Raw genomic sequence first — 24,886 nt, 5'->3', positions numbered from 1 at the left:
CGAGGCGGACGAACTCACCGTCCACACCCCGGACCTGGACGACGTCTTCTTCGCCCTCACCGACTCGACCGCCACCCCCTCCCCCGCCCCGACGGCCCAGAACCAGGAGCCCGCCCGATGAGCGCCTTCTCCCTCGCCGCCCGCGACTCGTCCACGATGCTCCGGCGGAACCTCCTGCACGCCCGCCGCTACCCCTCCCTCACCCTCAACCTCCTCCTCACCCCGGTGATGATGCTGCTGCTCTTCGTCTACGTCTTCGGAGACGTGATGAGCGCCGGCATGGGCGGCGGCGCGGACCGGTCCGCGTACATCGCCTACCTGGTGCCCGGCATCCTGATGATGACCGTCGGCGGCACGGTCGTGGGGACGGCGGTCTCCGTCTCCAACGACATGACCGAGGGCATCATCGCCCGCTTCCGCACGATGGCCATCCACCGGCCGTCGATCCTCGTGGGGCACGTCGTCGGCAGCGTCCTCCAGTGCGTGATGAGCGTGCTCCTCGTCGGCGCGGTCGCCGTCGCCATCGGCTTCCGCTCCACCGGCGCCACCGCCCTCGAATGGCTCGCCGCCTTCGGCATGACGATCCTGATCGCCTTCGCCCTGACGTGGATCGCCGTCGGGATGGGCCTGGTCTCCCCCAACGCCGAGGCCGCCTCCAACAACGCCCTCCCGCTGGTCGTCCTCCCGCTGATCTCCAGCGCGTTCGTCCCGATCGACTCGATGCCGGGCTGGTTCCAGCCGATCGCCGCGTACCAGCCCTTCACCCCCGCCATCGAGACCCTCCGCGGCCTCCTCCTCGGCACCGAAATCGGCAACAGCGCCTGGATCGCCCTCGCCTGGTGCGCCGGCCTCACCGTCCTCGGCTACCTCTGGTCGAAGTCCGCCTTCGACCGCGGCGCCCGCTAGCCGGCCCCGAGCCCCCCTCGGGCGGCGTACCCGACACCCGTCGGCGTACGCCGCCCCCGCGCGTGCCGCGTCAGGTCACCGCTGGTCCGCGATGCGCGCCAGCAGCGTCTCGTACACGGCCCGGCGGTCGGGGCGGGCACGGGCGGCGGCCTTCCGCAGGGGCGGCACCGCTTCCGGGCCCGCGTGCAGGACGGCCGCCTCCGCCGTGCGCCGTACGGTCTCCCGGCCGTGGTCGAGCAGGGCGACGAACTCCGGGACCGCCGTCCCCCGGCGCGCCCGCGACAGGACGCGGATCGCACCGCGCACCACGTCGGGCCGCGCGTCGCCGAGCAGCACCTCGGTCAGCCGCAGATACGCGTCCCGGTCGAGCAGCGCCCGCGCGACCCGGTGCGCGTGGAGGCGCACGCCCGTCTCGCGGTGCGCCAGCAGCACGCGCAACTCGCCTTCCAGGAGCGTCGGTTCCACGTCCACCGGCTGCTCGGCCAGAGCGGCCAGCGCGCGACGGACCCGCCGGGGCTCCGGCGACCGCAGCAGGACGACCAGCTCCTCGTACGGGAGGGAGGACCCGTCCCGCACGGGAGCGGTGGCGCGGGCGCGCAGGGCGCGGAGCGCCGCTGCCTGCCGTTCGGCGGCCTCCGGGCCGTACGGCGGGCCGTCGACGAGGACGAGCCCGGCCTCCGGGTGCCGGTCGGCCAGCCGGGCCAGGAGGGGCGTGCGCCGGAGGCGGCGGCCGGTGAGCAGTTCGAGCAGCCCCGTCTCCCCCGCGACGAGCCGGCCCTCCAGACGGCCCGCCAGGGCGTCGCCGTCGAGCCGGCGCAGTGCGGTGTACGCGTCGGACCGCGCCTCCGCCGGCCCGTGCCGCCACAGGTCCAGGAGGAGGGGCAGCAGGGCCGCGAGCCGCCGTTCGTCACGGACGGCGGCGGCGAGCCGGGCGACCCGGTCGGGCCGGAGCTCCGGGTCGCGCAGGGACTCGGGGCGCGCCTCCGTCAGGGCCGTCGTCAGGGCGGTGCGCGCGTCGTGGGCCGCCGGCTCGTCGACCCGGCCGCGCAGGTACGCGGCCAGCACGGCGGCGCGCGGCGCCGGTTCGGGCCAGGCGAGGAGGGCGGGCGCGGCCGCGTTCCGCCGCTTCGGGTCGCCGGAGTCGAGGAGGGCGAACAACCGGTCCCGCCGCGCGGCGGAACGGGGCTCGTCCGGGTCCGCGCGCGGCGCCGCCGCGGGCTCGGGCTCCGCCAGGTTCCACGGCGGGGCGTCGAGCGGCTGGAGGTCCGTCATCCAGTCGACCAGCGCCGTCCGTACGTCCTGCGCCGCCCCGGCCCACACCTCCACCAGGGCGGCCAGCAGCGCGCGTGACCCCACCGGACGCGGGTGCTTCCGGTGGTCGGCCAGGGTGCGCGGGCTCCGTGCGGCGACCGCGAGTTCGTCGTACCAGGTCGCGCGCGCGGCCTCGCCGGCCGCCACGCCGAACGCCTCCCGCAGCGCCCGCGTGCCCGCGGCCGACGAGTCGGGGCCGAGGGCGGCGCAGGCGAGTTCGCGGTCGAGATCGGCGCGTACGACGACCGCGCCGGCGAGCCGGAGCAGGGGCAGCGCGGAGCGCCGGCCCGGGCGCCGCACGGACGACGCCCGTACCGCGGCGATGACTTCGGCACGGTCGGCGACGCGGTCGGCGACGGACTCCAGGAGGGCGAGGAGCCCGTCCCGCACCTCCCCCTCCGCCTCCGCGAGGCCGTCGAGGAGGACCGTGACGTGACGGGCGAGCGCCGCGCGCTCGGGAACCGTCCACGGTGCCGGACAGACCTCCGTCGGCAGCACGGCCAGGACGGCCCGACGGGCCCCGTCCGTGGTCGCGGCGAGCTCCAGCCAGTCGGAGAGGTGGGGGCGCGTCGCGCCGAGCGGCACCGCGCGCGGCCGGGACGCGGCGAGGCGCAGGGCGGCGGCCGGGTCCCAGCCGCACTCCGTGAGGTGGCGCAGGTCGGTCTCGTCCCGGCCCGGCCCGGGCGCGGGGGCGAGCGCGGCGAGCAGGCGGGCGCGGGCGGGGGCCTCGGTGGCGCGGGCGGCCGCCTCGGTGACCGTGGCGGTGAGGGTGTCGCCGAGGAGGGCGCGCAGGGCGTCGAGGAGGTGGGCCCGCAGACCGGGGTTGTCGTCGCGGGCCAGCCGGTCGAGCAGGGCGGGGACGGCCCGGGGCGTGCCGGCGGTGGCGAGGGCGCGGGCGGCGGTCTTGCGGACGTTCATGGCGGGGTGGGCGAGGCAGCCGGCGATCGCGTCCGACGCCCAGCGGGCCCCGGCGTCGCCGAGGGCGCTCAGGGTCTGGCGCACGGTCTGCGGATCCCGGTCGGGGCCGGTGAGCGCGAGGAGCGTCGCCGACACGGCCGCGACGCCGTCGCCCGTGGCGTCGCGGGCGAGGAGGGCGACGACGTGCTTGCGCACGTGCCGGTCGGGGTGGCGCAGGAGGGGGTGCACGCGGCGCCGGATCGTGCGGTGCGGGGCCCGCGGGAGGTCGAGCAGCACCCGGAGCAGGACGGCCTGTTCGCCCGGCGTGAGTCCGGGCCGGTCGAGCAGTCCGAGGACGACGTCCGTGACGAGCGCCGGGCCGGCCTCGTCAGGGAGCACGTCCAGGAGGCAGACCGGGCGGATCCGGCCGCGCTCCCGCAGCCGGCGCCCCAGGGAACTCAGCGCGTTCACGGCCGCCTCCGGCACCACCGGTTCCGCCTCGGGCACGGGTCCCGCGCCTCCGGGCTCCCAGGCGGCGGCCGCCTCCCCGGCGATCCGGAGCAGCAGGTCGGCGAGGACGGGCAGGAGGCCCGGGCCGGCGTGCGCGGCGAGGCGTTCGAGGGCGGCGACGGGACGTTCCGGGTCCAGGTGGGCGGCGAGGAGGGCGAGTTCGCGCTCGTCGGGTCCGCCGAGGTCGGCGGCCATCCGGGCGGGCAGCTCGGCAGCGTCGACCCGCGCGAGGAGCTGCCGCCGCACCTCGGGGTCGTCGTTCAGCAGCCAGACGAGTTCCAGGGCGCGCTTCCGATGCCCTCGCAACGCCCGCTCGACGCGCGCGGGTTCAGGCGCCGGAGCGTCATCCGGGACGACCGCGTCGAGGCCGAGGCCCGCGCCCAGGACGCGGACCGTCCGCTCGCCGCCCACGGCCTCCAGCGCGTCGAGCGCGTCGGCGGGGGCGTACGGGAGGGCTTCGAGGACGGCGTCCTCGGTGCCGGGGTCGCGCAGGACGCGCAAGGCGCTCATGAACGGCCCCGGTGTCTGCGCGCGCGACAGCAGGCGCGCGACCTCCCCGGCGACCGGCAGGCCCCCGGCCCCCTGCCCGTCGAGCGCGACGAGCAGGCCGAGCCGACGCGGCCACGCCGGGTCGTCCGGGGGTGCGTCGACGAGCAGGCGCAGCAGTGCGTGCCGTGCGGTGAAGAGCACCGTCGCGACGGCCTCCGCCGGAACGGTGTGATCGGCGAGCGCGAGGGCCAGTACGGCCGGCACGTCCGCGTCGGAGACGAAGTGGCCGCGCCGGTGCATCGCCCGCAGGCAGTCCACCGCGGGTCCGGCGAGCAGCAGCGGGTCCGTCCCGGCGAGATCCAGGACGGCGGTCACGTCCTCCCGCCGCGCCTGCTCGCCGTACAGGGCCAGTGCGCGTCTCCGTATCCGTGGCGGCATCCGGTCCGCGTCCGAGGCCACCCACCGGAGCAGGTCTCCGTGCCCGTGGGCGGCAGCGGCGGCGAGCGCCGCCTCGACGACCGCGGCCGACATCCGCTGCCCGGCCGGCACGGACCGCTCGACCGGCCCAGGCGCTCTGGACGACTCGACCGACCCGGACGCTCCGGACGACTCGACCGATCCCGACGCCCCGGACGACTCGACCGCCCCGGACACCCCGGGCGCCCCGGGAGACCCGGGCCGCCCGGACGCCGCGAGCAAACCGGCCGGCCGGGCCCGCGGCAGCGGCTCGAAGGCCGCCCAGGGCTCGGTGAGTTCGCGCAGCGCGTCCCGCACCACGGCCGGGGCGGACGAGTCCAGCAGCCCGGTCAGGATCTCGCGCACGAAGCCGGGCGCGAGCCCACCCCCGCGGAGCCCCTCCTGGGCCAGCCTCAGCGCCTCCCCCTCCAGCACGGCGTCCCCGGCGTGTGCCAGTGCGCCGACGAGCTCCGCCACGCGCGCGGGCACGCCCGCGTGCGGCGCCCGTTCGGCCCCGGCCGTCTCCACGCGCGCGTGGACGCCCCGGACCGCCTGGTACAGCACCTCTCCGCGTTCCTCGTGGCCGAGCACCGCCGCGGGGTCCCGTACCAGCTCCGCCCGCACCAGCGCCACCCGCACGGACGGCGCGAGCACGTCGTCCGGCCACTCCCGCCAGCCCGGCGGAGGCACCCCGGCGGAGGCCAGGGCGAGCGCCGCCTCCGGGCTCGCCGGGACGGGTCCGGGCTGCTTCGGGCACGGGCCCGCCTGCGGGTTCGACGTGGGACGCACCCCGGGATCGTACGGTCCGGGAAACCGGATGAGGGGACGGCGGCCCGTCTGGCACACTCACCCCGCAGGCAGAAAGGCTCGAACGTGCACCCGAAAGACAAGGCCCCCGAGGGCGACGGATCCGCCGGCGCGCAGGGGCCGTACGAGACGCACGTGACCCTCCGCTGCACGACCCGGGCCGAACTGGCCCGTCTGGAGGCGTGGGCGGCGCGCCGGGGCCTGAAGCTCACCACGATCGTGCTCGCCCGGGGCCGGACGCCCGTCCAGCCGATGCTCACCCTCCCCGACCGGTCGGGGCACCCGTCGCTGGTGGCCGCGCTGCGGGCGGACGGTTTCGAGCCGGTGCGGGTCAAGGTGGAGACCGTGCCGTGGAGCACGGAGCCGGTCGGGCCGGGCGGCGGCTACCACGAGCACCACCTCAAGCTGGCGCTGCCGTCCCCGTACGACCGCGCCGCGCTCGAAGCGCTCGTCGTCCCCCACGGGGCCCACGTCTCCTGGAACGCCCGGCGCGCCCTGCCCGGCCCGGAGGGCCGCCACGAACGCTTCGTGACGCAGCGGCACCCCGGACCGGCGCCCGACGCGCTCCGCGCCTGCGACGCCCTCCTCGCGGACCTGCGCGCCGCCGGATACGACGTGGTCGGCGAGGAGCGCGAACGGGTCCTCCACGACAGCGACCTCACGGTGGACGCGGGCTGGCTGGAACCCGGCGACGACACCGGCGCCACGGACCGCGCCGACACCCCGGAGGAGACGGCATGAACGACGACGGCATGAACGACGACGACACGCACAGCGACGGCACGAACGGCACCGGCGGCGGCACGACGTGGATCGATCCCGTCCCGGACGGCCCCGGCACGGCCGGTGAGCCGACCGCCGAGTACCGGCGGCGCACCAACGGGCACCCGAGCACGCTGACCGCCGGCGTCGGGACGGCGGCCGTCCGGCACCGCGCCTTCGACCCCGCCCTGAAGCACTTCCGGGACGCCTTCCGTCCCACGGACGACGTCATCGAGGACCCGGAGCTGCGCGTCCGCTGGCAGGCGGCCCGCCGCTCCGCGCTCGACCTGGTGCTGGCGGCGGTCGCGGGCTCGGCGTGGGCGGACTCGCTGGTGCTGCGGGGCAGCATGCTGATGTCGGCGTGGTTCGGGGAGGCCGCCCGGCCGCCCAAGGACATCGACTTCGTCGTCGTCCCCGAGACCTGGCGCATCGAGGAGCCCCGCACCAGGACCATGCTCGACGACATCGCCCGGTCCGCCGACCGGCTCGCCCGCGCGCTCGACCTGGACCTGGTGATCGACGACGCCGGCGCCGTGACCGAGTACATCTGGACGTACGAACGGGTCCCCGGCCACCGCCTCGTGCTGCCGTGGAGCGCGCCCGGCCTGCCCGGCGGGCAGGTGCAGCTCGACTTCGTCTTCCACGAGCGCCTGCCGACCGCGCCGCGGCCGGCGGACGTCGCCGGCGTGCGCGTGCGGGCGGCGGACCGCGAACTGTCGCTGGCGTGGAAGCTGCTCTGGCTGAGCTGCGACATGTATCCGCAGGCCAAGGACCTGTACGACGCCGTCCTCCTCGCCGAGAGCTGCACCCTGCCCCTCCCGCTCCTGGAGACCGTCATCGACGGGGCCGACGAGTGGCCGCTGGGCGTCGGCGTGCCGCTCGACCTCGCCGTGTTCGAACGGGCCGCCCGCGAGGTCGACTGGTCGGCCTTCCCCGACGACCACGGAGGCACCGGGGCCGCCTCGGGCTCCTCCCTCCGGGAGGAGCTGACGACCCGCCTGGTGGCGGCGCTGGCCCCGACGTTCGCCTCCTGACCGGGCCCCGGCCCGGCGCCGGAGGGGCGTTGTCAGACCCTCCCGACAAGATGGGTCCATGACCGCGATCCCCGCCGCTGAGGCGCACCTTGTCCTGTCCAGCTCCGCCGCCTACGAGGACGCGCTCGACCGGCTGCGCGCCGCGTCCGGTGCCTACTACGCGGGCGAGAACAGCCCGCTGGACGACGCCTCGTACGACGCGCTGCGGCTGGCCGTGCTGGCCTGGGAGGCGGCGCACCCGGACGAGGTGTCCGGTTCGCCGACCGGGCTCGTCGCGGACGGGGCCGCGCCGGAGGGCGACGTCGCGCACACCACTCCGTTGCTGAGCCTGGACAACGCGTTCGGACCGGAGCAGCTGGTCGCGTGGGACGCCTCGCTCCAGCGGCGGCTCGGCCGGCCGGTCGAGGGCGGGTTCACCGTCGAGCCGAAGCTGGACGGCGCGGCGGTCGCGGCCCGGTACCGGGACGGGCGGCTGGTGCGGGTCGTCACGCGCGGCGACGGCACGCACGGCGAGGACGTCAGCCACGTGGTGGGTTCGGTCGTCGGGCTGCCCGAGCGGCTGGCGGAGCCGGTGACGTTCGAGGTGCGGGGCGAAGTCCTCTTCACGCACGAGCAGTTCGAGACGGCGCAGCGGGTGCGCGCGGCGCACGGCGGCGCGCCGTTCGCGAACCCGCGGAACGCGGTGGCGGGGACGCTGCGGGCCAAGGACCGGCCGTACCGCCTGGAGATGGCGTTCTGGGCGTACGGCGCCGTGGACCTGGACGGCGGATCGTTTCTTCCGGTGGGGGCGACGCACGCCGAGGTGCTGGCGGCGGTCGCCGCGGCCGGCGTCCGGACGACGGCCGACACGCCCGCCGGGCTGCACGTGGTCGCCACCGTCGCCGAGGCGCAGGCCCGGGTGGACGCGATCGGCGCGCTGCGCGCCGGTCTCCCCTTCGGCATCGACGGCGTCGTCGTGAAGGCGAACAGCGCGGCCGAGCAGGCCGAGGCGGGGCTCGGCAGCCGCTTCCCGTACTGGGCCGTCGCGTACAAGCTGTCGGCGGTCGAGCGGCAGACGGTGCTGCGGGACGTCGTGTGGGAGGTGGGCCGCACGGGCGTGCTCGCGCCGACCGCCGTCCTCGACGCGGTCGAGATCGACGGCTCCACGGTCTCCCGCGCCACCCTCCACAACCCCGCGGACATCACCCGCCGCGACCTCCACCTCGGTGACACCGTGACCGTGTACAAGGCCGGCGACATCATCCCGCGCGTGCAGGCACCGGTGGCCGGACTGCGCCCCGAGGACGCCGTGCCGGTCCCGCTGCCGGCCGCGTGCCCGAACTGCGACGGCGACATCGACAAGAGCCAGGAGCGCTGGCGGTGCGCGAAGGGCGCCGGTTGCGCGCTCGCCCCGCTCGTCGAGTACGCCGCCGGGCGCGACGTCCTCGACATCGACGGCCTCGGCAGGACCTACGTCAAGGCGCTGATCGACGCCGGTCTGGTCACCGACGTGGCCGACCTGTTCACCCTCACCGAGGAACAGCTGACGGTCGCCTCCGGCAGCGCCCGGCGCGGCGCGAAGCTCGCCGAGCAGTTCGAGCTGGCCCGCAGCCGCCCGCTGAGCCGGGTCTTCTGCGCCCTCGGCATCCGGGGCACCGGCCGCCGCATGTCGCGGCGGCTCGCCGCCCACTTCGGCACGATGGAGGCGATCCGCGCCGCGAGCGCCGAGGACCTGCTGGCCGTGGAGGGCATCGGCCCGGAGAAGGCCCCCGTGGTCGTCGCCGAACTGGCGGCGCTCGCCCCCGTCGTCGACAAACTGATCGCGGCGGGCGTGAACATGACGGAACCCCAGCGGCCCGGGCTCCCGGCGGTCGGCGAGGCGGACGCGGCGGACGCCGACGGATCCGCGCCCGCCGCGGGCCCCCTCGCCGGCAAGACCGTCGTGGTCACCGGAAAGATGACCGGCCGGCTCGACGGCTTCGGCCGCTCGCAGATGAACGAACTCGTCGAACGGGCCGGCGGCCGGGCGGGCAGCGGCGTCAACGGGAGGACGAGCTACCTCGTCGCCGCCCCCTCCCCCACGGGCAAGCCCAGTTCGAAGGCGGTGGCCGCCGAGAAGCTCGGCGTCGAGGTCCTCACCCCGGAGGCCTTCGCCGAGCTCGTGGCCGACTACCTGCCCTGACGGCCCGTGCGCCCGGACCCGGGGACACGGCTCCTCCGCCGTGTCCGCCCGGCTCCGGGGCCCGGGGTCGGTCCTACGCCGCTCCGCCACCCTGCGCGGACGTGCGCCGGCGCGACCGCCGCTCGCCGCCCCGCGCCGAGGACGTGGCGGGGGCGTCGCCCTTGGCAGCGCCCGCCGCGCCGGAGCCCGTACGACGAGCGGTTCCCCGCCCGCCGCCGGCGGAGGCCCGTCCGCCGGTCTTGGCGCCACCGCCGGCACCGCCCCGGGCGCCCGCGCCACCGGCGCCGCCACGGCCACCCGCGCCCGCGCCGGCCTTCACGTCGCCGCCGTCACCGGTGCGACGGGCGCCACGGGCGCCACCCTTGCCACCGGCGCCACGGGTGCCCGCGTCGCCACGGGCTCCGGCACCGGCACCGTCACCGGCGCCGCCGCCCCCGCCACGGCGCCGCCGCGGCGGACGGGTACCGGCTTCGCCCGCCGGCTTGCGGGCGGGGCGGGAGGCCGCCGGGGCGGCCTGCTGGGGCACCTCGATGGTGACGGCGACACCGGACGGCTCGCGGGCGCCGGTGAGGGCGGTCAGCTCCTCGTCGCTCGACCTCAGGCGGGTCGTGCGGGGCTGGATGCCCGCGTCCCGCATCAGCTTGCTGACCTCGTGCTTCTCCTCGGGCAGCACCAGCGTGACGACGCTGCCGGAGCCGCCGGCCCGGGCGGTGCGGCCGCCGCGGTGCAGGTAGTCCTTGTGGTCGCCCGGCGGGTCGACGTTCACGACGAGGTCGAGGTCGTCGACGTGGATGCCGCGGGCCGCGACGTTCGTCGCCACCAGCGCGGTGACCTGGCCGTTCTTGAACTGCTCCAGGGTGCGGTTGCGCTGCGGCTGGCTGCGGCCGCCGTGCAGCGCCGCCGCCCGGACGCCGACGGACAGCAGCCGCTTGGCGAGCCGGTCCGCCGACCGCTTGGTGTCGAGGAAGAGGATGACCCGGCCGTCACGGGCCGCGATGCGGGTGGTGACGGCCTTCTTGTCGGTCGCGTCCTGCACGTGGAGCACGTGGTGCTCCATCGTGGTGACCGCGCCCGCCGACGGGTCGACCGAGTGCACCACGGGGTCCGTCAGGAAGCGCTTGACCAGCTGGTCGATGTTCTTGTCCAGGGTGGCGGAGAAGAGCATCCGCTGCCCGTCGTCCCGCACCTGCTTGATCAGCTTGGTGATCTGCGGCAGGAAGCCCATGTCGGTCATCTGGTCGGCCTCGTCCAGGACCGTGATGCGGACGTCGTCGAGGACGCAGTCGCCGCGCTCGACGAGGTCGTTGAGCCGGCCGGGGCTCGCCACGACCACCTCGACGCCGCGCCTCAGCGTGGCGGCCTGCTTGGTGATCGAGAGGCCGCCGACGACGGTGGTCATCCGGACGTTCACCGCGGTCGCGTACGGGGCCAGGGAGTCCGTCACCTGCTGCGCCAGCTCGCGGGTGGGCACCAGGACCAGCGCGAGCGGCGCCCTGGACTTGGCCCGCCGCCCGGCCGTGCGGGCGAGCAGCGCGAGCCCGAAGGCGAGGGTCTTGCCGGAGCCGGTCCGCCCCCGTGCCAGCACGTCACGGCCGGCGAGCGAGTCGGGCAGGGTCGCGCCCTGGATCGGGAAGGGCGTGGTCACGCCCTGTGCGGTGAGGGTCGCGAGCAGTCCCGCCGGCATGTCCAGCGCGGCGAATTCGTCCACGGCCGGGAGGGCGGGCGTCGCGCTCTCCGGCATGCGGAACTCGCCGACCGAGGCCGAGGAGGGAGCAGAGGAGGGAACCGAGAGGGGAGCGGAGCCTCGCTTGCTCGACTTCCGGGGCCTTCGGGACATATAAGGTTCTACCTTTCTTCGAACAGCACAAACCGGGGTCCGCACCACGAAGGTGCGAACCCCGGCGGGCGACGGACACGTGTCCGGCGATCAGGCGGGGACGATGTTCTCCGCCTGGGGGCCCTTCTGGCCCTGCGTGACGTCGAAGGTCACGCGCTGGCCTTCCTGGAGCTCACGGAAGCCGGAGGCGTTGATGTTCGAGTAGTGGGCGAACACGTCCGGACCGCCACCGTCCTGCTCGATGAAGCCGAAGCCCTTTTCCGCGTTGAACCACTTCACGGTTCCCTGTGCCATGACCTTCTCCTTCTGTAGGCAGAGGCCCCATCCGGAGATGCCGGTAAAAACTAATAATGCGCCCGCGGAAAAGCATTCCGGTCAGGCGCACATAGGTTCATGGGTACCACAACTGCAACACGTCCACCGTAGCACGATCCGGCCCGCGCGGCTCGGGGGGCGCGTCGACACGCCACACGCCCCTCCCCTGCCTTCTCGTCCCGGGGCTCAGGCGGTGACGGCCGCCAGCAGGTTCGCCGCGATCATCAGGACGACCCCGAGCCGGTGCACGGCGAAGCCGGTGCGGCGGGCCCGCATGATGTCGCCGGACCGGAAGCCGAGCAGGTACTGGCGCAGCCGCAGCAGCGAGGCGGGCAGCATCACCAGGACGAACCACCAGGGGGCGACGCCCACGAGGCTCGCGACGGCGATCGTCAGGAACTCGGCGAGGGAGAGCGCGCCGATGAACCGGGCGTTGCCGCGCTCCGAGACCAGGGCCGCGACGGTGGGCCGTCCCACCGCGCGGTCGCCCTCCACGTCGTTGGTGTTCGAGTAGACGCCGAACATCAGCGGGCCGAAGCCGAAGAGGACGGCCTGGACCAGCAGGAATCCGGTGGCCTGCCCGGTGACCATGCCGTACGGCAGGATGACCAGGGCGAAACCGAGGGCGACCAGGTAGAGCTCCTGGAAGCCGTGGTAGCTGAGCTTGACCCCGTACGAGTACTGGAGCGTCACCACCCAGAGCACGACGAGCCCGATCGTGGTCCAGGCCGGCCGGTGCGGGGCGAGGACGGCGGTCACCCCGAACAGCAGCGCGGCCAGGACGGCGCTCGCCCAGGCGAAGCGCAGCGCCTCGGGCACCGTGAGCGCCCCCGCCACCAGCGGCTTGCGCCGGACGTTGCGCAGCGGGTGGTCGGGGCCGTAGTTGGTGATGTCGCTGCCGTCGCGGAAGCCCGTGACGTCGTCGAAGGCGGTCATCGCCATGAGCAGGAAGACCTGCCCGACGAGGAAGACGCCGAAGAGGGCGGCGGTCCGCCCGGTGAGCGCGCCGGCGGGCAGCAGGACGGCGGAGAGGGCGATGAAGGTGCCCAGGTAGTAGTCGTAGACGTCCAGCTTGCCGAGCCGCGCGTAGGTCCGGAGCCTGCTGTCGGCGGGGGCGGCCGGCCCGTCGGGGGCGGGCGCGGTGGTCGTCGTGAGCGCGGAGTCTGTCATGTCGCCTCGGAGCGTGGGCAGGAGAGGGGGGCACGGGCGGGGCGGCGGCCCTGCACGGAGTAGAGGACGCCGGTCGCGGCGGCGAACCCGGGGTCGCGCATCAGCGCGCCGAGCCGGTCGAGCTCGGCGGGGGTGAAGCCCCCGTCGAGGAGCCGGGGCGCGAGATGGGCGAGGTGGTGGAGCTGGAGGCCGAGCGCGGGCGTGCCGGGGGCGCGCACCAGGACGTGCGGCCGGATGCGGAGGCCGGTGAGGCCCGCCTCGCGCAGGGCGGCGGGGGCCCGGCGGCCCCAGGTGGGGTCGCCGCCCGCCGCGCGCATCAGGTCGGTCTTGGCCGTGGTGAAGCGCTCGTAGAGCCGGGCGTCCTCCGGGGAGGGCGCGAGGAGGCACGGTTCGTGTCCGGCGTCGAACTCGTCGACCTGGAGGAGTCCGCCGGGTCGCAGCGCGCGGACCAGCCGGGCCAGGACGGCCTGCCGCCCGGGCAGGTGCTGGAGGACCAGGCGGGCGACGACGAGGTCGTAGGCCGCTTCGGGCAGCGGGTCGGTGACGACGTCGTGGGCGAGGACGGTCAGTCCGGGTGCCGGTGCGATCCGGCCCGGTTTGATGTCGGTGGCGGTGACGGTGCCGCCGGGCGTGACCAGCCGGAGCAGGGCGTACGAGACGCTGCCGGCGCCGGCGCCGATCTCCAGGCAGTCCATGCCGGGCGTCACGCCGGCCTCCCGGAGGTGGCCGAGCGTGAGCGGGTCGAGGGCGCCTTCGAGGGAGGCGTGGTGGCGGGCGCTGTGCGGACTGTCGTTGTCGAAGACGTAGCCGCCGGGCACGGCGGGCGGGGACGCGGTCATCTCAGGTCCAGCGGCCGGTGCCGCAGGTCTCGGCGCTGCCGGTGAGCCGTTCGAGGAGGACGGCGCGGCGGACCTTGCCGGTGGCGGTGCGCGGGACCTCGTCCCAGGAGACGACGGCGGGTTCGGCGAGCGGCGGGAGGCCGTCCGTGGCGCGCTTCCAGTGCCCGGGGTCGAGGGTGCCGTCCTCGGTGACGACGACGGGCAGCGGTGCGGCGCCGCCGGTCCGGGCGAGGACGACGCACTCCAGGGCCTCGGGGAGCCGGTCCTCCAGCATGTCCTCGGCCTGGAGGCAGCTGAAGCCGGGGAGGTGGTCGACCTCGCGGTCGAGGAGCCGGACGCTGCCGTCGCGGGCGATCGTCCCGATGTCGCCGGTGTTCCACCAGGGGCCGTGCGCCTTGGCCGCCCAGCGTTCCGATTCGCCGGGGTAGTCGGGGGCGAGCGCCTTGGTGCGGCACAGGATGAGCCCGGGAGTACCGGCGGGCACGGGGAGGAAGGTGTCGGGGTCGACGGCCTTGAGGCGGGTCTTGAGGGGGACGGGGCGCCCGAGGTCGCGCGCGGTCGTCGCGGTGCCGTCGGCGGCCCGGGCGACGGAGCGGCGGGTGTGGAAGGCGAAGGTCAGTGGTCCGGTCTCGCTCTGTCCCCAGCCCTGCATCCACAGCGGCCGGCGGCGGGTGCTGGCCTGGAGGTAGGAGCGGATGACCGGCGGGTGCACGGCGTCGTAGGTGCTGACGTAGGTGCGGACGTCCCGGAAGGGCTGGTCCAGGCGGCGGGTGAGCGGGCGGAGCCGTACGTAGTGGGAGGGCAGCGCCTCGACGACGGTCGGCGGGTGGGCGCGCAGCAGCAGGTCGGCGGTGTCGGGCCGGCCCTGGGAGTCGATCGAGATGTGCCGGGGGCCGCGGACGGGGGCGACGGCGGTCCAGCAGATGGTGCGGCCGTGGGCGTAGGAGCTGGCGTTGAAGAGGCTGTCGTCGCGGCGCAGGCCGATGCGGGGCGTCGGCAGGGTCTCGAAGCGGGCGAGGTGGTGGATGAGGGTGCGGGTGGTGTGGGCGACGAGTTTCGGTACGCCGGTGGTGCCGCTGGTGTGGACGACGACGAGGGGGGCGTCGTCGTCGCGGGGGTGCGGTCCGGGGTCGGGCCGGCCGCCGAGCTCGTCGAGGTGGACGGTGCCGTCGGGGAGCCCGTCGCGGGAGCCGAGGACGACGGTGGTGCGGGCGGCCTTGGCGAGGTCGGCGGCGGGGTCGCGGCGCAGGACGTCGGCGTCGGTGACGAGGACGGCGGGGGCGCAGCGGTCCAGGAGGACGCGCAGGACCTCGGGCGCGAGCCGGTCGGAGAGCTTGACGGGGACGGCGCCGGCGCGGACGGCGGCGCAGGCGATCAGGTCGTAGTCCCAGTGGTTGGCCTTGACGATGGCGACGCGGTCGCCGGGTCCGGCTCCGGCGGCGGCGAGGGCGCCGGCGGTCTCCCGGACGAGCAGGGCGAGTTCCGGGACGGTCCATTCGGTGGCGCCGTCACCGGTGGGCGAGGGGGCCAGGTCGAAGGGGCGGTCGAGGTGGACGCGGGTGGGCGTGCCGGCGTCGGCGAGCTCGTCGAAGAGGGTGCCCAGGTCGCGGGGGGTCATGCGGCGGTCTCCTGCCGGGCGGTACGGCCCCGGTGCGGGGCGAGGTGGGCGAGGACGCGGGCCGCGGCGAGGGCTCCGGAGCGGGCGGCGCCCTCGCTGGAGGGCCGGGCGGCGACCCAGTCGCCGGCGTACTCGACGGCGCGGGCCGGGCGGCGCAGGAAGGCGGCGCGGACGGCGAGTGCGCGGGGGGTGAGTTCGGGCATGGCCTCGGGCCAGTGGTGGACGTGGGCGGCGGTGAGGGCGGCGCCGAGGCCGGGGACGTACCGTTCGGCGGCGGTGGTGAGCCGGCGGGCGGCTTCCTCCTCGGTGGCCGCGGCGAGTTCGGGGAGGTGGCGCGGCGCGGCGAGGAGGCTGATCAGGCCGGCGCCGGCGGGGGCCCGGTCGGCGCATTTGAGGTGGTCGGCGATGACGCAGGAGAGCAGGGGTTCCTCGACGGCGGGGGTGAGCAGGGCGTAGCCGCCGCCGCGCGGGGCGAGGGGCCGGTCGAGGGCGCAGCTGACCTTGAACATGGGCCGGAAGGTGGAGGCGGCGACGTAGCCGGCGTCGGCCGGGTGGGGGCCGCCGGTGAGCTTCACGGCGACCGGGGCGGGGACGGCGAGGACGACGGCGCGGGCGGTGAGGGTGGTGCCGTCGACGGTGAGACGGGCGTGGTCGCCGTGGTCGGTGACCTCGTCGACCCGGTGGCCGTACCGGGTGTCGAGTCCGGCGGCGAGGCGGGTGGCGAGGAGGTCCATGCCGCCCCGGTAGGTGCGCCAGGCGGAGACGGGCCCGACGGCGAGGAGCAGGCCGACGAGGGGTGCGGCGGCGCTGCGTCCGGCGTCCCAGCCGAAGAAGGCGGAGGAGAGCGGCTGGAGCAGGTGGTCGTGGAGGTCGGGGTGGTAGGCGCGGGCGGCGTCGGCGATGGTGTCGGAGCCGAGCGGGGTGGTCTCGGGGTGGTCGTGGTCGATCTCGGCGCGGCGGCGTCCGCTCCAGGCGAGGAAGCGGGCCAGGGAGGGCCGGGCGGCGGGCACGAGTCCGGCGCCGGTGAGGACGGCCCGGGGTTCGCCGACGCCGTTGTGGGGCCGGCCGCCGCGCCACACGGCCATGGGGCGGCCGATGCGGGGCACGTCGTCGGGGGTGAGTCCGGCGCGGCGGATCAGCTGCCAGGTGGCGCGGTAGCCCTGGGCGGAGATCTGCTCGGCCCCGGTGTCGATGAGGTAGCCGTCGCGGCGGACGCTGCGCATCCGGCCGCCGGGGGCGTCGGCGGCCTCGAAGACGCACACCTCGTGGCCGTTGCGGCGCAGTTCGTGGGCGGCGGCGAGTCCGGCGAGTCCGGAGCCGATGACGGCGATGTCGAGGTCAGGGGTCATGCGGGGGTACTCCGTGCGGGGCGGGGGCGGGGGACGCGGCCCGTCCGGGGCGGTGCGGTCACCGGCGGGCGCGCAGGACGTGGGCGCGGACGGCGTCGGTGACGCGTTCGACCTGGGCGTCGGTGAGCCGGTGGTGGACGGGCAGGGAGAGGTGGCGGCGGGCGGCGTCGGCCGCGTGCGGCAGGCCGGGGCCCGGGCGGGCGGCGGCGACGGGCGCGAAGGCGGTCTGCTCGGGGAGGGTCCTCGGGTAGTAGACGTGGGTGTCGACGCCCGCGGCGGAGAGGTGGTCGCGCAGGGCGTCCCGGTCGTCGGCGAGCAGGGTGTAGACGTAGTAGCAGCGGCCGTCGGTGCCGGGCGGCGGGGTGGTGACGCCGGGCAGTCCCGCGAGGTGTTCGGTGTAGTGGGCGGCGATGCGGGCGCGCCGCTCCAGGCGGGCGTCGAGGCCGGCGAGCCGGTGGAGCTGGAAGGCGGCCTGGATCTCGTCGAAGCGGCTGTTGACGCCGATCCGGTGGTGGAGGAAGCGGTGGACGCCGTCCTGGCCGTGGTTGCGGAGCATGCGGACGGTGCGGCCGGTCTCCTCGTCGCGGGTGACGACGGCGCCGCCCTCGCCGGGCATGCCGAAGGACTTGACCTGGACGAAGGAGTAGAGCCCGGCGTCGCCCCACAGTCCGGCGGGGGTGCCGTCGAGGACGGCGCCCTGGGCGACGGCGGAGTCCTCGACGAGCCGCAGGCCGTGCTCGGCGGCGAGGGCGGTGAAGCGGGGCATGTCGGCCATGACGGAGAACATGTGGGCCGGCATCAGGGCCTTGGTGCGTCCGGTGATGCGGGTCTCGGCGTCGGCCGGGTCGAGGGTGAGGGTGCGGGGGTCGATGTCGCCGAAGACGGGGACGGCGCCGGTGTGGAGGACGGCGGCGGCGAGCGGGGCGCAGCCGAAGGCCGGGACGACGACCTCGTCGCCGGCGCCGATGCCGAGGGCGGTGAGGATCAGCTGGAGGGCGGAGGTGCCGCTGGAGCAGGCGACGACGTCGGCGGCGCCGAGCCGTTCGCGCAGGGCGTCCTCGAAGCGGCGGGTGCGGTCGCCGAGGATGAACTTCTGGTCGGCGCCGGTGCCGATCTCGTACAGGAGCCGCAGCAGGGTGTCGCGGTCCTCGTGGAAGAGGTCGGGCGGGAAGAAGGGGACGCGGTCGCCGGGGGCGGCGGTCGGCTCGGCGGGCCGGTCGCTGGTGGTGGTCATGCGGGCACCTTCCCGGTGTGGAACGCGTGGACGGCCGCGCAGACCCGGTCCACCTCCGCCTCGGTGAGATCGGCGTGGAGGGGCAGGGCGACGGCGGCGCGGGCGGCGGCCTCGGCGACGGGGAAGTCGCCGGGCCGGTGGCCGAGTCCGGCGAAGCAGGGCTGGAGGTGGAGCGGGCGCGGGTAGTACGTCTCGGTGCCGATGCCCTGCTCCTGGAGGTGGGCGACGAGCGCGTCGCGCCGTTCGGTCTCGATCAGGTAGACGTAGAAGACCTCGTCGGGGGCGCCGGTGACGGCGGGCAGCCGGATGATGCCGGGCGTGTCGCGCAGGCCTTCGTCGTAGCGGCGGGCCAGGGCGGCGCGGCGGCGGACGTCGTCGTCGAGGACGGTGAGTTTGGCGAGGAGGACGGCGGCCTGGAGGTCGTCCATCTTGCTGTTGTGGCCGATGTGCACGGTCTCGTTGGAGATGCCGGGGAAGTGGGCGAGGGTGCGGCCGGTGCGGCCGTGGTGGCGGAGGGCGGCCACGTGCTCGGCGAGCTCCGGGTCGTCGGTGAGGACGGCGCCGGCGTCGCCGAGCGCGCCGAGGGTCTTGCTGGGGAAGAAGGAGAGCACGCCGCCGCGTCCGTGCAGCCCGGCGTGGACGCCGTCCTGTCGCATGCCGATGCCTTCGGCGCTGTCCTCCAGGAGCGTGAGGTCCCGGGCGGCGGCGTAGGCGGAGAGGGCGGCCATGCCGGCCATCCGGGAGAAGAGGTGGACGGGCATCAGGAACCGGGCGCCGTCCGCGTCCTCGTCCCGGATCGTCTCGGGGCTCATGGCGTAGGTGTCCGGTTCGACGTCCGTGAAGACGGGCCGGCCGCCGGCCAGGACGACGGCGCTGGCGGTGGCCACGAAGGAGTACGTCGGGACGAGGACCCGGTCCCCGGGGCGCAGTCCGCAGGCCTGGAGGAGGAGCACCAGGGCGTCGGTGCCGCTGTTCACGCCGATGACGTGGCGGGCGCCGGTGTACCGCGCGAGGGCGTCTTCCAGGCGGCCGACCCGGCGGGAATGCGAGAACTTGCCGTCGGCGAAAATCTCGTCCACTCCGGCGCGCAGTTCCGGCCAGATCTTTTCGAACGTCTTCGCCTGGGAGAAAAAGGGAATGCTGGTTCGCGTCACGCGGAAACAATTCTTCTCGGCCGACGGGACGTCGGCGTCAACCAGGGCCGGGGAGAAGGCCCGAGAGGGACGAAGGGCCGGTCGTTGCCTGCCCTGAAAGCCTGCCGGGCGAGCGTAACAGTACGAAGATCGGCGTCACGAATCCCTCAAGAAAATTCATACTTCTCGGTGACCATGTCTCCGATTTCCTTGACCGGTATCGCGCGCGGCGGCGAGATTCTTCGCTGCGTCCCGCCCGAATCACCGAATGGAACAACCGTATGAGGCAGCCCCTGATCATCGGACTGGGCCGGGCCGGCGCCGGGCTGCACCTGCGGGCCCTGCGCACCGCCCTGGACCGCTCGCCCGGCCTCTGGCACGGGCCGGTCGTCGCCGTCGACCCCCGGCCCGGCGAGCGGGCCCCGGTCCCCGACGGGGTCACCGTGACCGCCGCGCTCGACGAGGCCCGCGCCCTGCTGCCCCCCGAGCGCGCCGTGGTCCACGTCTGCACCCCGCCCGCCACCCGGCTCGCCGTCCTCGCCGAGCTGGCCGCCGCCGGCTATCGCGACCTGGTCGTGGAGAAGCCGCTCGCCGCCGACGCCACGGAACTGGCCGCCGTCACCGCGCTGGTGACCCGGTACGCGCTGCGGGTCGTCGTGGTGGCGCACTGGCCCGCCTCCGGTCTCGCCGACCGGCTGCGCGCCTCCCTCGCCTCGGGAGAACGGGGGCGGCTGCTGCGCATCGACGTCGTCCAGCACAAGCCGCGCTTCACCCGCGGGCTGCGCCCCGACGACGGCCACCCCACGGCCTTCGACGTGGAGGTGCCGCACTCCCTGGGCCTGGTCCTGTCGCTCGCGGGCCCCGCCGAGGCGACCGGCGCCCGGCTGACCGGCCTGCGGATCGGGGAGACGGTACGCCCCGGCCTGGGCTCCGCGGTGCTCGACCTCCTCCACGCGGGCGGGGCGCGCACCCGCATCCACTCCGACCTCACCGCCCCGGTGCGCGAGCGGCGGGTCACCCTCACCTTCGAACGCGGCACCGTCGTCGGCCACTTCGCGCCGAGCGACGCCGACGACCACGTCCAGCTGGACGTCGACGGACGCCGCGAGGTGTTCCGCGACGACGCCCTGACCGCCTTCCTGCACCGCGCCTACCACCGCTTCGCCACCGTCCCCGCCGAAGAACCCTCCTGGGGCGCGGACTTCGCCCTGCACGCCGACGTGGTCCGCATCCTCGACGCGGCCAAGCGGCACTGCGCGGCGGACGCGGCCGGCGAGCGCGACGAGGAGGCCCGTCGTGCCGTGGCCCGCTGACCTGACCGGCCGGATCACCGGCATCGGCGACGAGGCCGCGCCCGGCCTCGCCGAACAGATCTCCGTCGCAAGCGAGTTGGGCTGGTCCGCGCTGGAGCTCCGCAGCCTCGACGGCATCGCCCTGGCCGACCTCCCCGCGAAGGCCGTACGGGAGGCGGCGGCACGGTTGCACACGGCGGGACTCGGCGTCGTCTGCCTCGACTCCCGGATCGGCAACTGGGCCCGCCCGGTCACCGGACCCTTCTCCGCCGACCTGGAGGAGCTGGACCGGCTCGCCGAGCACGGCAGGGTGCTGGGCTGCCGCAGCCTGCGCGTCATGTCGTGGACCGACGGAGGGCTGCCCGAGGAGGAGTGGGCGGCCGAGGCGATCGACCGGATGCGCCGGCTCGCCCGCCGGGCGGAGCGGCTCGGCGTCGAACTGCTCCACGAGAACTGCGCCGGCTGGGCCGGCTCCGACGCCGACCGGACGCTCCGGCTCCTCGCCGAGGTGGACAGCCCCGCGCTGCGCGTCCTCTTCGACATCGGCAACGGCGTGCCGTACGGCTACGACGGCCACGCCCTCCTCGAACGGCTCCTGCCGCACGTCGCCCACGTCCACGTCAAGGACGCGCTGCCCGGCGACCGCCCCGGCGAGGCCGTGTACACGCTGCCCGGCGAGGGCGTCGCCCGGGTCGCCGACTGCGTACGGCTCCTGGAGGAGCACGGCTACCGGGGCGCGTACTCGCTCGAACCCCATCTCGCGGTGGTCCCGCACGAGGGCGTCCGCGGCGAGGGCACCGACACGGCCGGCCCCTTCGTCCGGGCCGCCCGCCGCCTGGCCGCCCTGCCGATCCCCTCCCCCGCCGTCCCCGCCCCGGCCCCGGCGCCCGACCGGCCCCGCGCACCGGCCGGCGTCGACACGGGCCTGCTGCTCCACCTCCTCCACACGCCCACCGCCGGCCCCCTGGAGACCGGCCCCGACGCACCCCACCACCTGACGGCCGCCCTGCACTCCTACGCCACGGCGGCGGCCCGGCACGGTCTCACGACGGTGCGCCTCGGCTCCCCGGCCCCCGAGGCGGTGCTGCGCGACGACACCCCCCGGCCGGTACGCCGCGCGGTCGCCGCCGACCCGGCGTTCCTGGAGCGCCAGCCGAGCCTCCTGCTGCGCCTCGGCCCCGAACTGCCCCGGGAGCGCACGGTGATGTTCAACGTGCACCTGGACACCGTCGCCGGCGGCGAGCCCCCGTCCTTCGACGGATCCCGGTTCCACGGCCGGGGCGCCGTCGACGCGAAGGGCCCGGCGGTCGCGCTGCTCGCCGGGATCGCGGCGGCCGCCGCGCGCCGTCCCGCCATCGGGCGGGACGTCACGGTCCTCGTCCAGGCGGTGGCCGGCGAGGAGGGCGGGGCGCTGGGCACCTTCGGCACCCGGCCGCTGGTGGAGGCGGGCCACGTGGGCCGGCTCAACGTGTTCTGCGAACCGACCGGGCTGCGCCACCTGCCGCGCGCCACCGCCGCCGCCACCGCCCGCGTCTCGGTCGAGGGCGAGGACGCCGTCGACGACCGGCCCGGCGCCGGGCACAACGCCACCGTCCTCCTCGGCTTCCTCGCGCAGCACCTCGCCGCGGCGATCGGCCGGGCGCCCTCCGGCGGCCCCCCGCCCACCGTCTGCGTGGCGGGGCTGCACACCGGCACCCTGCACAACAAGGTGCACGGCACCGGCAGTCTGCTGCTGAACCTCGCCCATGCCACCGCCGAGGCGGGCGCCGCCGCCGAGCGCACGCTCGCCCGCGCCCTCGACGAAGGGCTCCGGGAGTTCACCGCCCGGTTCTCCGGCCTCCCCCTCTTCGCCCGTACGGCGGCCGACGCGGCCCGCATCACCCGCCTCGACTGGGAGAAGCGCGGCCTGCCCGCGCTCGGCCCCCAACCTGCCTGGGGCGAGGACCTGCTGGCCCGCGCGGGCATCGCCCGATGGCCGGACGACGAACCCGCCTTCACCTGTGACGCGATCTGGCTGGACGGCACGGAGGCCACCTTCACCACGGTGTTCGGCCCCGGCTCCCTGGACGCCAACGGGGCCCACGCCCCGGGTGAGTTCGTCGACCTCGCCGACCTGGAGGCCTTCGCGGACCGCGTCGCCGCACTGCTGACCGCCTTCGCCGACGACCTCCGGCTCGGCGCGGAACACCGCGTCGAGCCGGGACCTACCGAGAAAGCAGGAACCGCATGACGTCCACGCTGCCCGACGGCGCCGTCCCCCGGAGCGCCGGCCCGGCGCCCGGAGAGAGCCGGGAGGTCACGGTCGCGTACGAGACGCTGCTCGACGAGACCGCCGCCTGCTTCGTCCGGCTCGGACTCCCCGAGGGCCGGGCCCGGCTCGCCGCCGAGGCGCTCTGCTACGGCGACCTGACCGGCATGGACTCGCACGGCGTGTTCAACCTGGCCCGCCTCTACGGGCCGCTGCTGCGCTCCGGCGGCGCCGACCCCGTCGCCGAACCGCTGATCCTGCGCGACCTCGGCCCCTGCGTGGCCGTCGACCAACGGCGGGCGCTCGGCCTGTGGGCCGCGTCGGAGGCGATGGACCTCGCCGTGGAGCGCGCCGCCCGCTGCGGCATCGGCCTCGTGTCGGTGCGGGGCGCCACCCACTTCGGCTGCGCGGGCGTGCACGCCAAGCGGGCCGCCGACCGGGGCATGATCGGCGTCGTCGCCTCGAACTGCGGCGGCCAGCGCATCGCCCGCCCGCCGCTCGGCGCCGCCGCCCTCCTGGGGACCAATCCGCTGAGCGTGGCGGCCCCCGCCCTCGAAGGGCGCCCGTTCGTCCTGGACATGAGCACCACCGTCGTCCCCACCGGCCGCGTCCGCACGGCCGCCCGCGACGGCCGGGAGGCGCCCGAGGGCTGGCTCACCGACGACGCCGGACGGCCGGTGCGGGACGCGGCCGCCTACGACCGGGGCGAGGCCTGGCTGGGCTGGCTCGGCGGCACCCCCGCGACCGGCGCCTTCAAGGGCTTCGGCCTCGGCCTCGCCGTGGAACTCCTCGCCGCCGTGCTGCCCGGCGCGGCCACCGGCCCCTCCCCCGCCGCCCTGGAGGGCGACGGCAGGCCGGGCGGCACCGACGACGACATCGGCTTCCTCGTCCTCGCCATCGCGCCGAACGTGCTCCGCGACGGCTTCGACGACGACGCCCGCGAGATGTTCGGCACGATCCTCGACTGCCCGCCGCTGCCGGGCCAGGGACCGGTCCGCTACCCCGGACACCCGGAGGCCGAACGGGCCGAGCGACGGCGCGCCTCGGGCGTCCCCCTCTCCGCCGCGCTCCACGCCGAACTGACCGCCCTCGGCCTCCGCCTCCCGACCGCCCCGGAGGAGAACCGATGACGCCCGCCGCCGACCGCCCCCTGCGCCTGGGGATCGCCGGACTCGGCGTGATCTCCCGCTTCTACCTGGCCGCCGCCGAGCGGATGCCCGAGTGGGAGGTCTCCGCGGTCTGCGACCTGCGCGAGGAGGCCCTGGCGCCCTTCCGGGGCCGGGTCGCCTGCCACACCGACCACCGGGAACTGCTCGCCGCCGGCCCGCTGGACGCCCTGGTCGTCGCCGTGCCGAACCACGCGCACGCCGAGGTGTGCGCGGACGCGCTGCGGGCCGGCGTCCCGGTCTGCGTGGAGAAACCGCTCGCCCTCGACCCGGCGGACGGCCACCGCCTGGCCGCGCTCTCCAAGGAGTGCGGCGTCCCGCTGCTCACCGCCTTCCACCGCCGCCACAACGACCGGGTCCTCGCGCTGCGCGACCGGCTGCCCGCACCGGACGCGCCGGTGCGGGTGGAGTCCGTACGGGTGCGGTACCTGGAGCGGATCGAGGAGCACATCGGCACCGACACCTGGTACCTGGACCCGGCCCGCTGCGGCGGCGGCTGCGTCGCGGACAACGGCCCCAACGCCTTCGACCTCGTCCGCCTGCTGCTGGGCGAGGCCCCGCTGGAGGTCGTCGGGGCGAAGGTGGTCCGGGACGCGTCCGGCACCGACCGGCAGGCCGTGGTCGAGCTGGCCGGTCCGGGCGGCCGCGGCCTGGTGGAGCTGGACTGGTCGTATCCCGGGGAGGTCAAGGACGTCGTGGTGCGGCTCAGCGACGGCACCGAGCTCTCCGCGGACATGCTGGGCGGCCGCCCCGGCTTCAAGGAGTCGCTGTGGCACGAGTACGAGGGCGTGCTCAGGGAGGTCGCGGGGCTCCGCGACCTGCCCGACCCGTCCCGCGCCGTCGAGGGCGGCCTGGCCGCGCTGGGGCTGGTCGCCGACGTCTACGCGACGGAGGCGGACCGGTGACCGCGCCCCCTGTGGTGCCCGCCGCCTCCCTGGACGCCGGCCGGCACGAGAACGGTGCCAAGCGCGCCGTGCGCGGGACGCTGGTGAAGGTGCTGCTGCACGAGCGCACGGACCGGGGCATGACCCTGGAGCCGTTCGCGGCCCGCTGCGTCCGCCGGGGCGAGGTCCACGAGCTGCTGACGACCGACCGGTGGACCGACGCGCCGGGCGCGCGGGTGGACCGGGTCGGTTTCCTCGGCTTCGTGGAGCTGGAGGCCGGCGGGGTCGTCGACCGGGGCGACACGGTGCTGATCGGCGGGGAGCCGGTGGGTACGGTGCTCGGTTTCGACGGCTGCCACCTGCCCAACCACTACAACATCGTGATCCACGCGTCCCGGCTGCTCACCGGCCGGTCCCTGGCCCTCGAACCCGAGACGCCCGTGGTCTTCGCTCCGGCCGGCTGAGCCG

18 protein-coding genes and 1 pseudogene are annotated in these 24,886 nt (G+C 76.0%); 10 read left to right on the top strand and 9 right to left on the bottom strand.

Annotated elements, in window-relative coordinates; translation table 11 throughout:
• Together IE245_RS28465 and IE245_RS28460 are read left to right on the top strand one after the other, a co-directional pair.
• Positions 1–121 (top strand): annotated as a pseudogene (locus tag IE245_RS28465) (ABC transporter); the annotation flags it as partial.
• The gene (locus IE245_RS28460) at positions 118–906 is read left to right on the top strand and encodes an ABC transporter permease (protein ID WP_189952650.1); all 789 of its coding nucleotides are present in this window, start codon (positions 118–120) and stop codon (positions 904–906) included. The pseudogene IE245_RS28465 and the gene IE245_RS28460, both read left to right, overlap by 4 nt.
• Positions 907–981: 75 nt before the next feature.
• On the opposite strand, the gene IE245_RS28455 is transcribed toward IE245_RS28460, so the two are convergent.
• Positions 982–5,358 (bottom strand): HEAT repeat domain-containing protein, encoded by a 4,377-nt coding sequence (locus IE245_RS28455; protein WP_189952648.1) that lies wholly within the window; start codon positions 5,356–5,358, stop codon positions 982–984.
• 84 nt (positions 5,359–5,442) lie between these two features.
• On the opposite strand from IE245_RS28455, the gene IE245_RS28450 reads away from it, so the two are divergent.
• Genes IE245_RS28450 through ligA form a run of 3 tightly spaced genes read left to right on the top strand, consistent with a single transcriptional unit; the run spans position 5,443 to position 9,333 of the window.
• Entirely contained in the window at positions 5,443–6,117 is a 675-nt protein-coding gene (locus tag IE245_RS28450) for a hypothetical protein (RefSeq protein WP_189952646.1), read from the top strand.
• Positions 6,114–7,172, top strand: a complete 1,059-nt coding sequence (locus tag IE245_RS28445; protein ID WP_229851592.1) for a nucleotidyl transferase AbiEii/AbiGii toxin family protein — start codon at positions 6,114–6,116, stop codon at positions 7,170–7,172. The genes IE245_RS28450 and IE245_RS28445 overlap by 4 nt, the downstream gene beginning before the upstream one ends.
• 58 nt (positions 7,173–7,230) lie before the next feature.
• Positions 7,231–9,333 (top strand): NAD-dependent DNA ligase LigA, encoded by a 2,103-nt coding sequence (ligA, locus tag IE245_RS28440; RefSeq protein WP_189952644.1) that lies wholly within the window; start codon positions 7,231–7,233, stop codon positions 9,331–9,333.
• 73 nt (positions 9,334–9,406) lie between these two features.
• On the opposite strand, the gene IE245_RS28435 is transcribed toward ligA, so the two are convergent.
• From IE245_RS28435 to IE245_RS28400, 8 genes are all read right to left on the bottom strand, one after another.
• A complete protein-coding gene (locus IE245_RS28435) occupies positions 9,407–11,170 on the bottom strand; it encodes a DEAD/DEAH box helicase (protein ID WP_189952642.1) in 1,764 nt (587 codons plus the stop codon).
• 90 nt (positions 11,171–11,260) lie between these two features.
• Positions 11,261–11,464: a cold-shock protein gene (locus IE245_RS28430; protein WP_169093332.1), complete on the bottom strand. Its 204-nt coding sequence runs from the start codon at positions 11,462–11,464 to the stop codon at positions 11,261–11,263.
• Between the two features lie 207 nt (positions 11,465–11,671).
• Positions 11,672–12,655, bottom strand: a complete 984-nt coding sequence (locus IE245_RS28425) for a UbiA family prenyltransferase (protein WP_189952640.1) — start codon at positions 12,653–12,655, stop codon at positions 11,672–11,674.
• Positions 12,652–13,494: a methyltransferase gene (locus IE245_RS28420; RefSeq protein ID WP_189952638.1), complete on the bottom strand. Its 843-nt coding sequence runs from the start codon at positions 13,492–13,494 to the stop codon at positions 12,652–12,654. The genes IE245_RS28425 and IE245_RS28420 overlap by 4 nt, the downstream gene beginning before the upstream one ends.
• Before the next feature lies 1 nt (position 13,495).
• Positions 13,496–15,112: an AMP-binding protein gene (locus tag IE245_RS28415; protein WP_189952636.1), complete on the bottom strand. Its 1,617-nt coding sequence runs from the start codon at positions 15,110–15,112 to the stop codon at positions 13,496–13,498.
• A complete protein-coding gene (locus IE245_RS28410; protein WP_189952634.1) occupies positions 15,109–16,461 on the bottom strand; it encodes a protoporphyrinogen/coproporphyrinogen oxidase in 1,353 nt (450 codons plus the stop codon). The genes IE245_RS28415 and IE245_RS28410 overlap by 4 nt, the downstream gene beginning before the upstream one ends.
• 58 nt (positions 16,462–16,519) lie before the next feature.
• Complete coding sequence (locus IE245_RS28405; RefSeq protein ID WP_189952632.1) at positions 16,520–17,695, bottom strand: DegT/DnrJ/EryC1/StrS family aminotransferase; 1,176 nt, start codon at positions 17,693–17,695, stop codon at positions 16,520–16,522.
• Positions 17,692–18,849 carry a DegT/DnrJ/EryC1/StrS family aminotransferase gene (locus tag IE245_RS28400; protein ID WP_229851591.1) on the bottom strand — a complete coding sequence of 386 codons (1,158 nt, stop codon included), beginning with the start codon at positions 18,847–18,849 and terminating at the stop codon, positions 17,692–17,694. Before IE245_RS28400 ends, IE245_RS28405 begins: the two co-directional genes overlap by 4 nt.
• Before the next feature lie 260 nt (positions 18,850–19,109).
• Here IE245_RS28400 and IE245_RS28395 point away from each other — a divergent pair, with 260 nt between their 5' ends.
• From IE245_RS28395 to IE245_RS28370, 5 genes are read left to right on the top strand one after another with little or no spacing between them, the layout of a single operon-like run.
• The gene (locus IE245_RS28395; protein WP_189952630.1) at positions 19,110–20,141 is read left to right on the top strand and encodes a Gfo/Idh/MocA family oxidoreductase; all 1,032 of its coding nucleotides are present in this window, start codon (positions 19,110–19,112) and stop codon (positions 20,139–20,141) included.
• Positions 20,125–22,350 (top strand): M20/M25/M40 family metallo-hydrolase, encoded by a 2,226-nt coding sequence (locus IE245_RS37975; RefSeq protein ID WP_308436635.1) that lies wholly within the window; start codon positions 20,125–20,127, stop codon positions 22,348–22,350. The genes IE245_RS28395 and IE245_RS37975 overlap by 17 nt, the downstream gene beginning before the upstream one ends.
• Positions 22,347–23,498 (top strand): Ldh family oxidoreductase, encoded by a 1,152-nt coding sequence (locus IE245_RS28380; protein WP_189952628.1) that lies wholly within the window; start codon positions 22,347–22,349, stop codon positions 23,496–23,498. The genes IE245_RS37975 and IE245_RS28380 overlap by 4 nt, the downstream gene beginning before the upstream one ends.
• Complete coding sequence (locus tag IE245_RS28375; protein ID WP_189952626.1) at positions 23,495–24,439, top strand: Gfo/Idh/MocA family protein; 945 nt, start codon at positions 23,495–23,497, stop codon at positions 24,437–24,439. Before IE245_RS28380 ends, IE245_RS28375 begins: the two co-directional genes overlap by 4 nt.
• Entirely contained in the window at positions 24,436–24,882 is a 447-nt protein-coding gene (locus IE245_RS28370) for a DUF6917 domain-containing protein (RefSeq protein WP_229851590.1), read from the top strand. Before IE245_RS28375 ends, IE245_RS28370 begins: the two co-directional genes overlap by 4 nt.
• Positions 24,883–24,886 lie beyond the last annotated feature (4 nt).

Origin of the sequence: Streptomyces roseolus (genome assembly GCF_014649855.1) — a bacterium.
Lineage (GTDB): Bacteria > Actinomycetota > Actinomycetes > Streptomycetales > Streptomycetaceae > Streptomyces > Streptomyces roseolus.
Note: the sequence above shows the minus strand (reverse complement) of the source record. Positions and strands in the feature narration are given on the sequence as shown.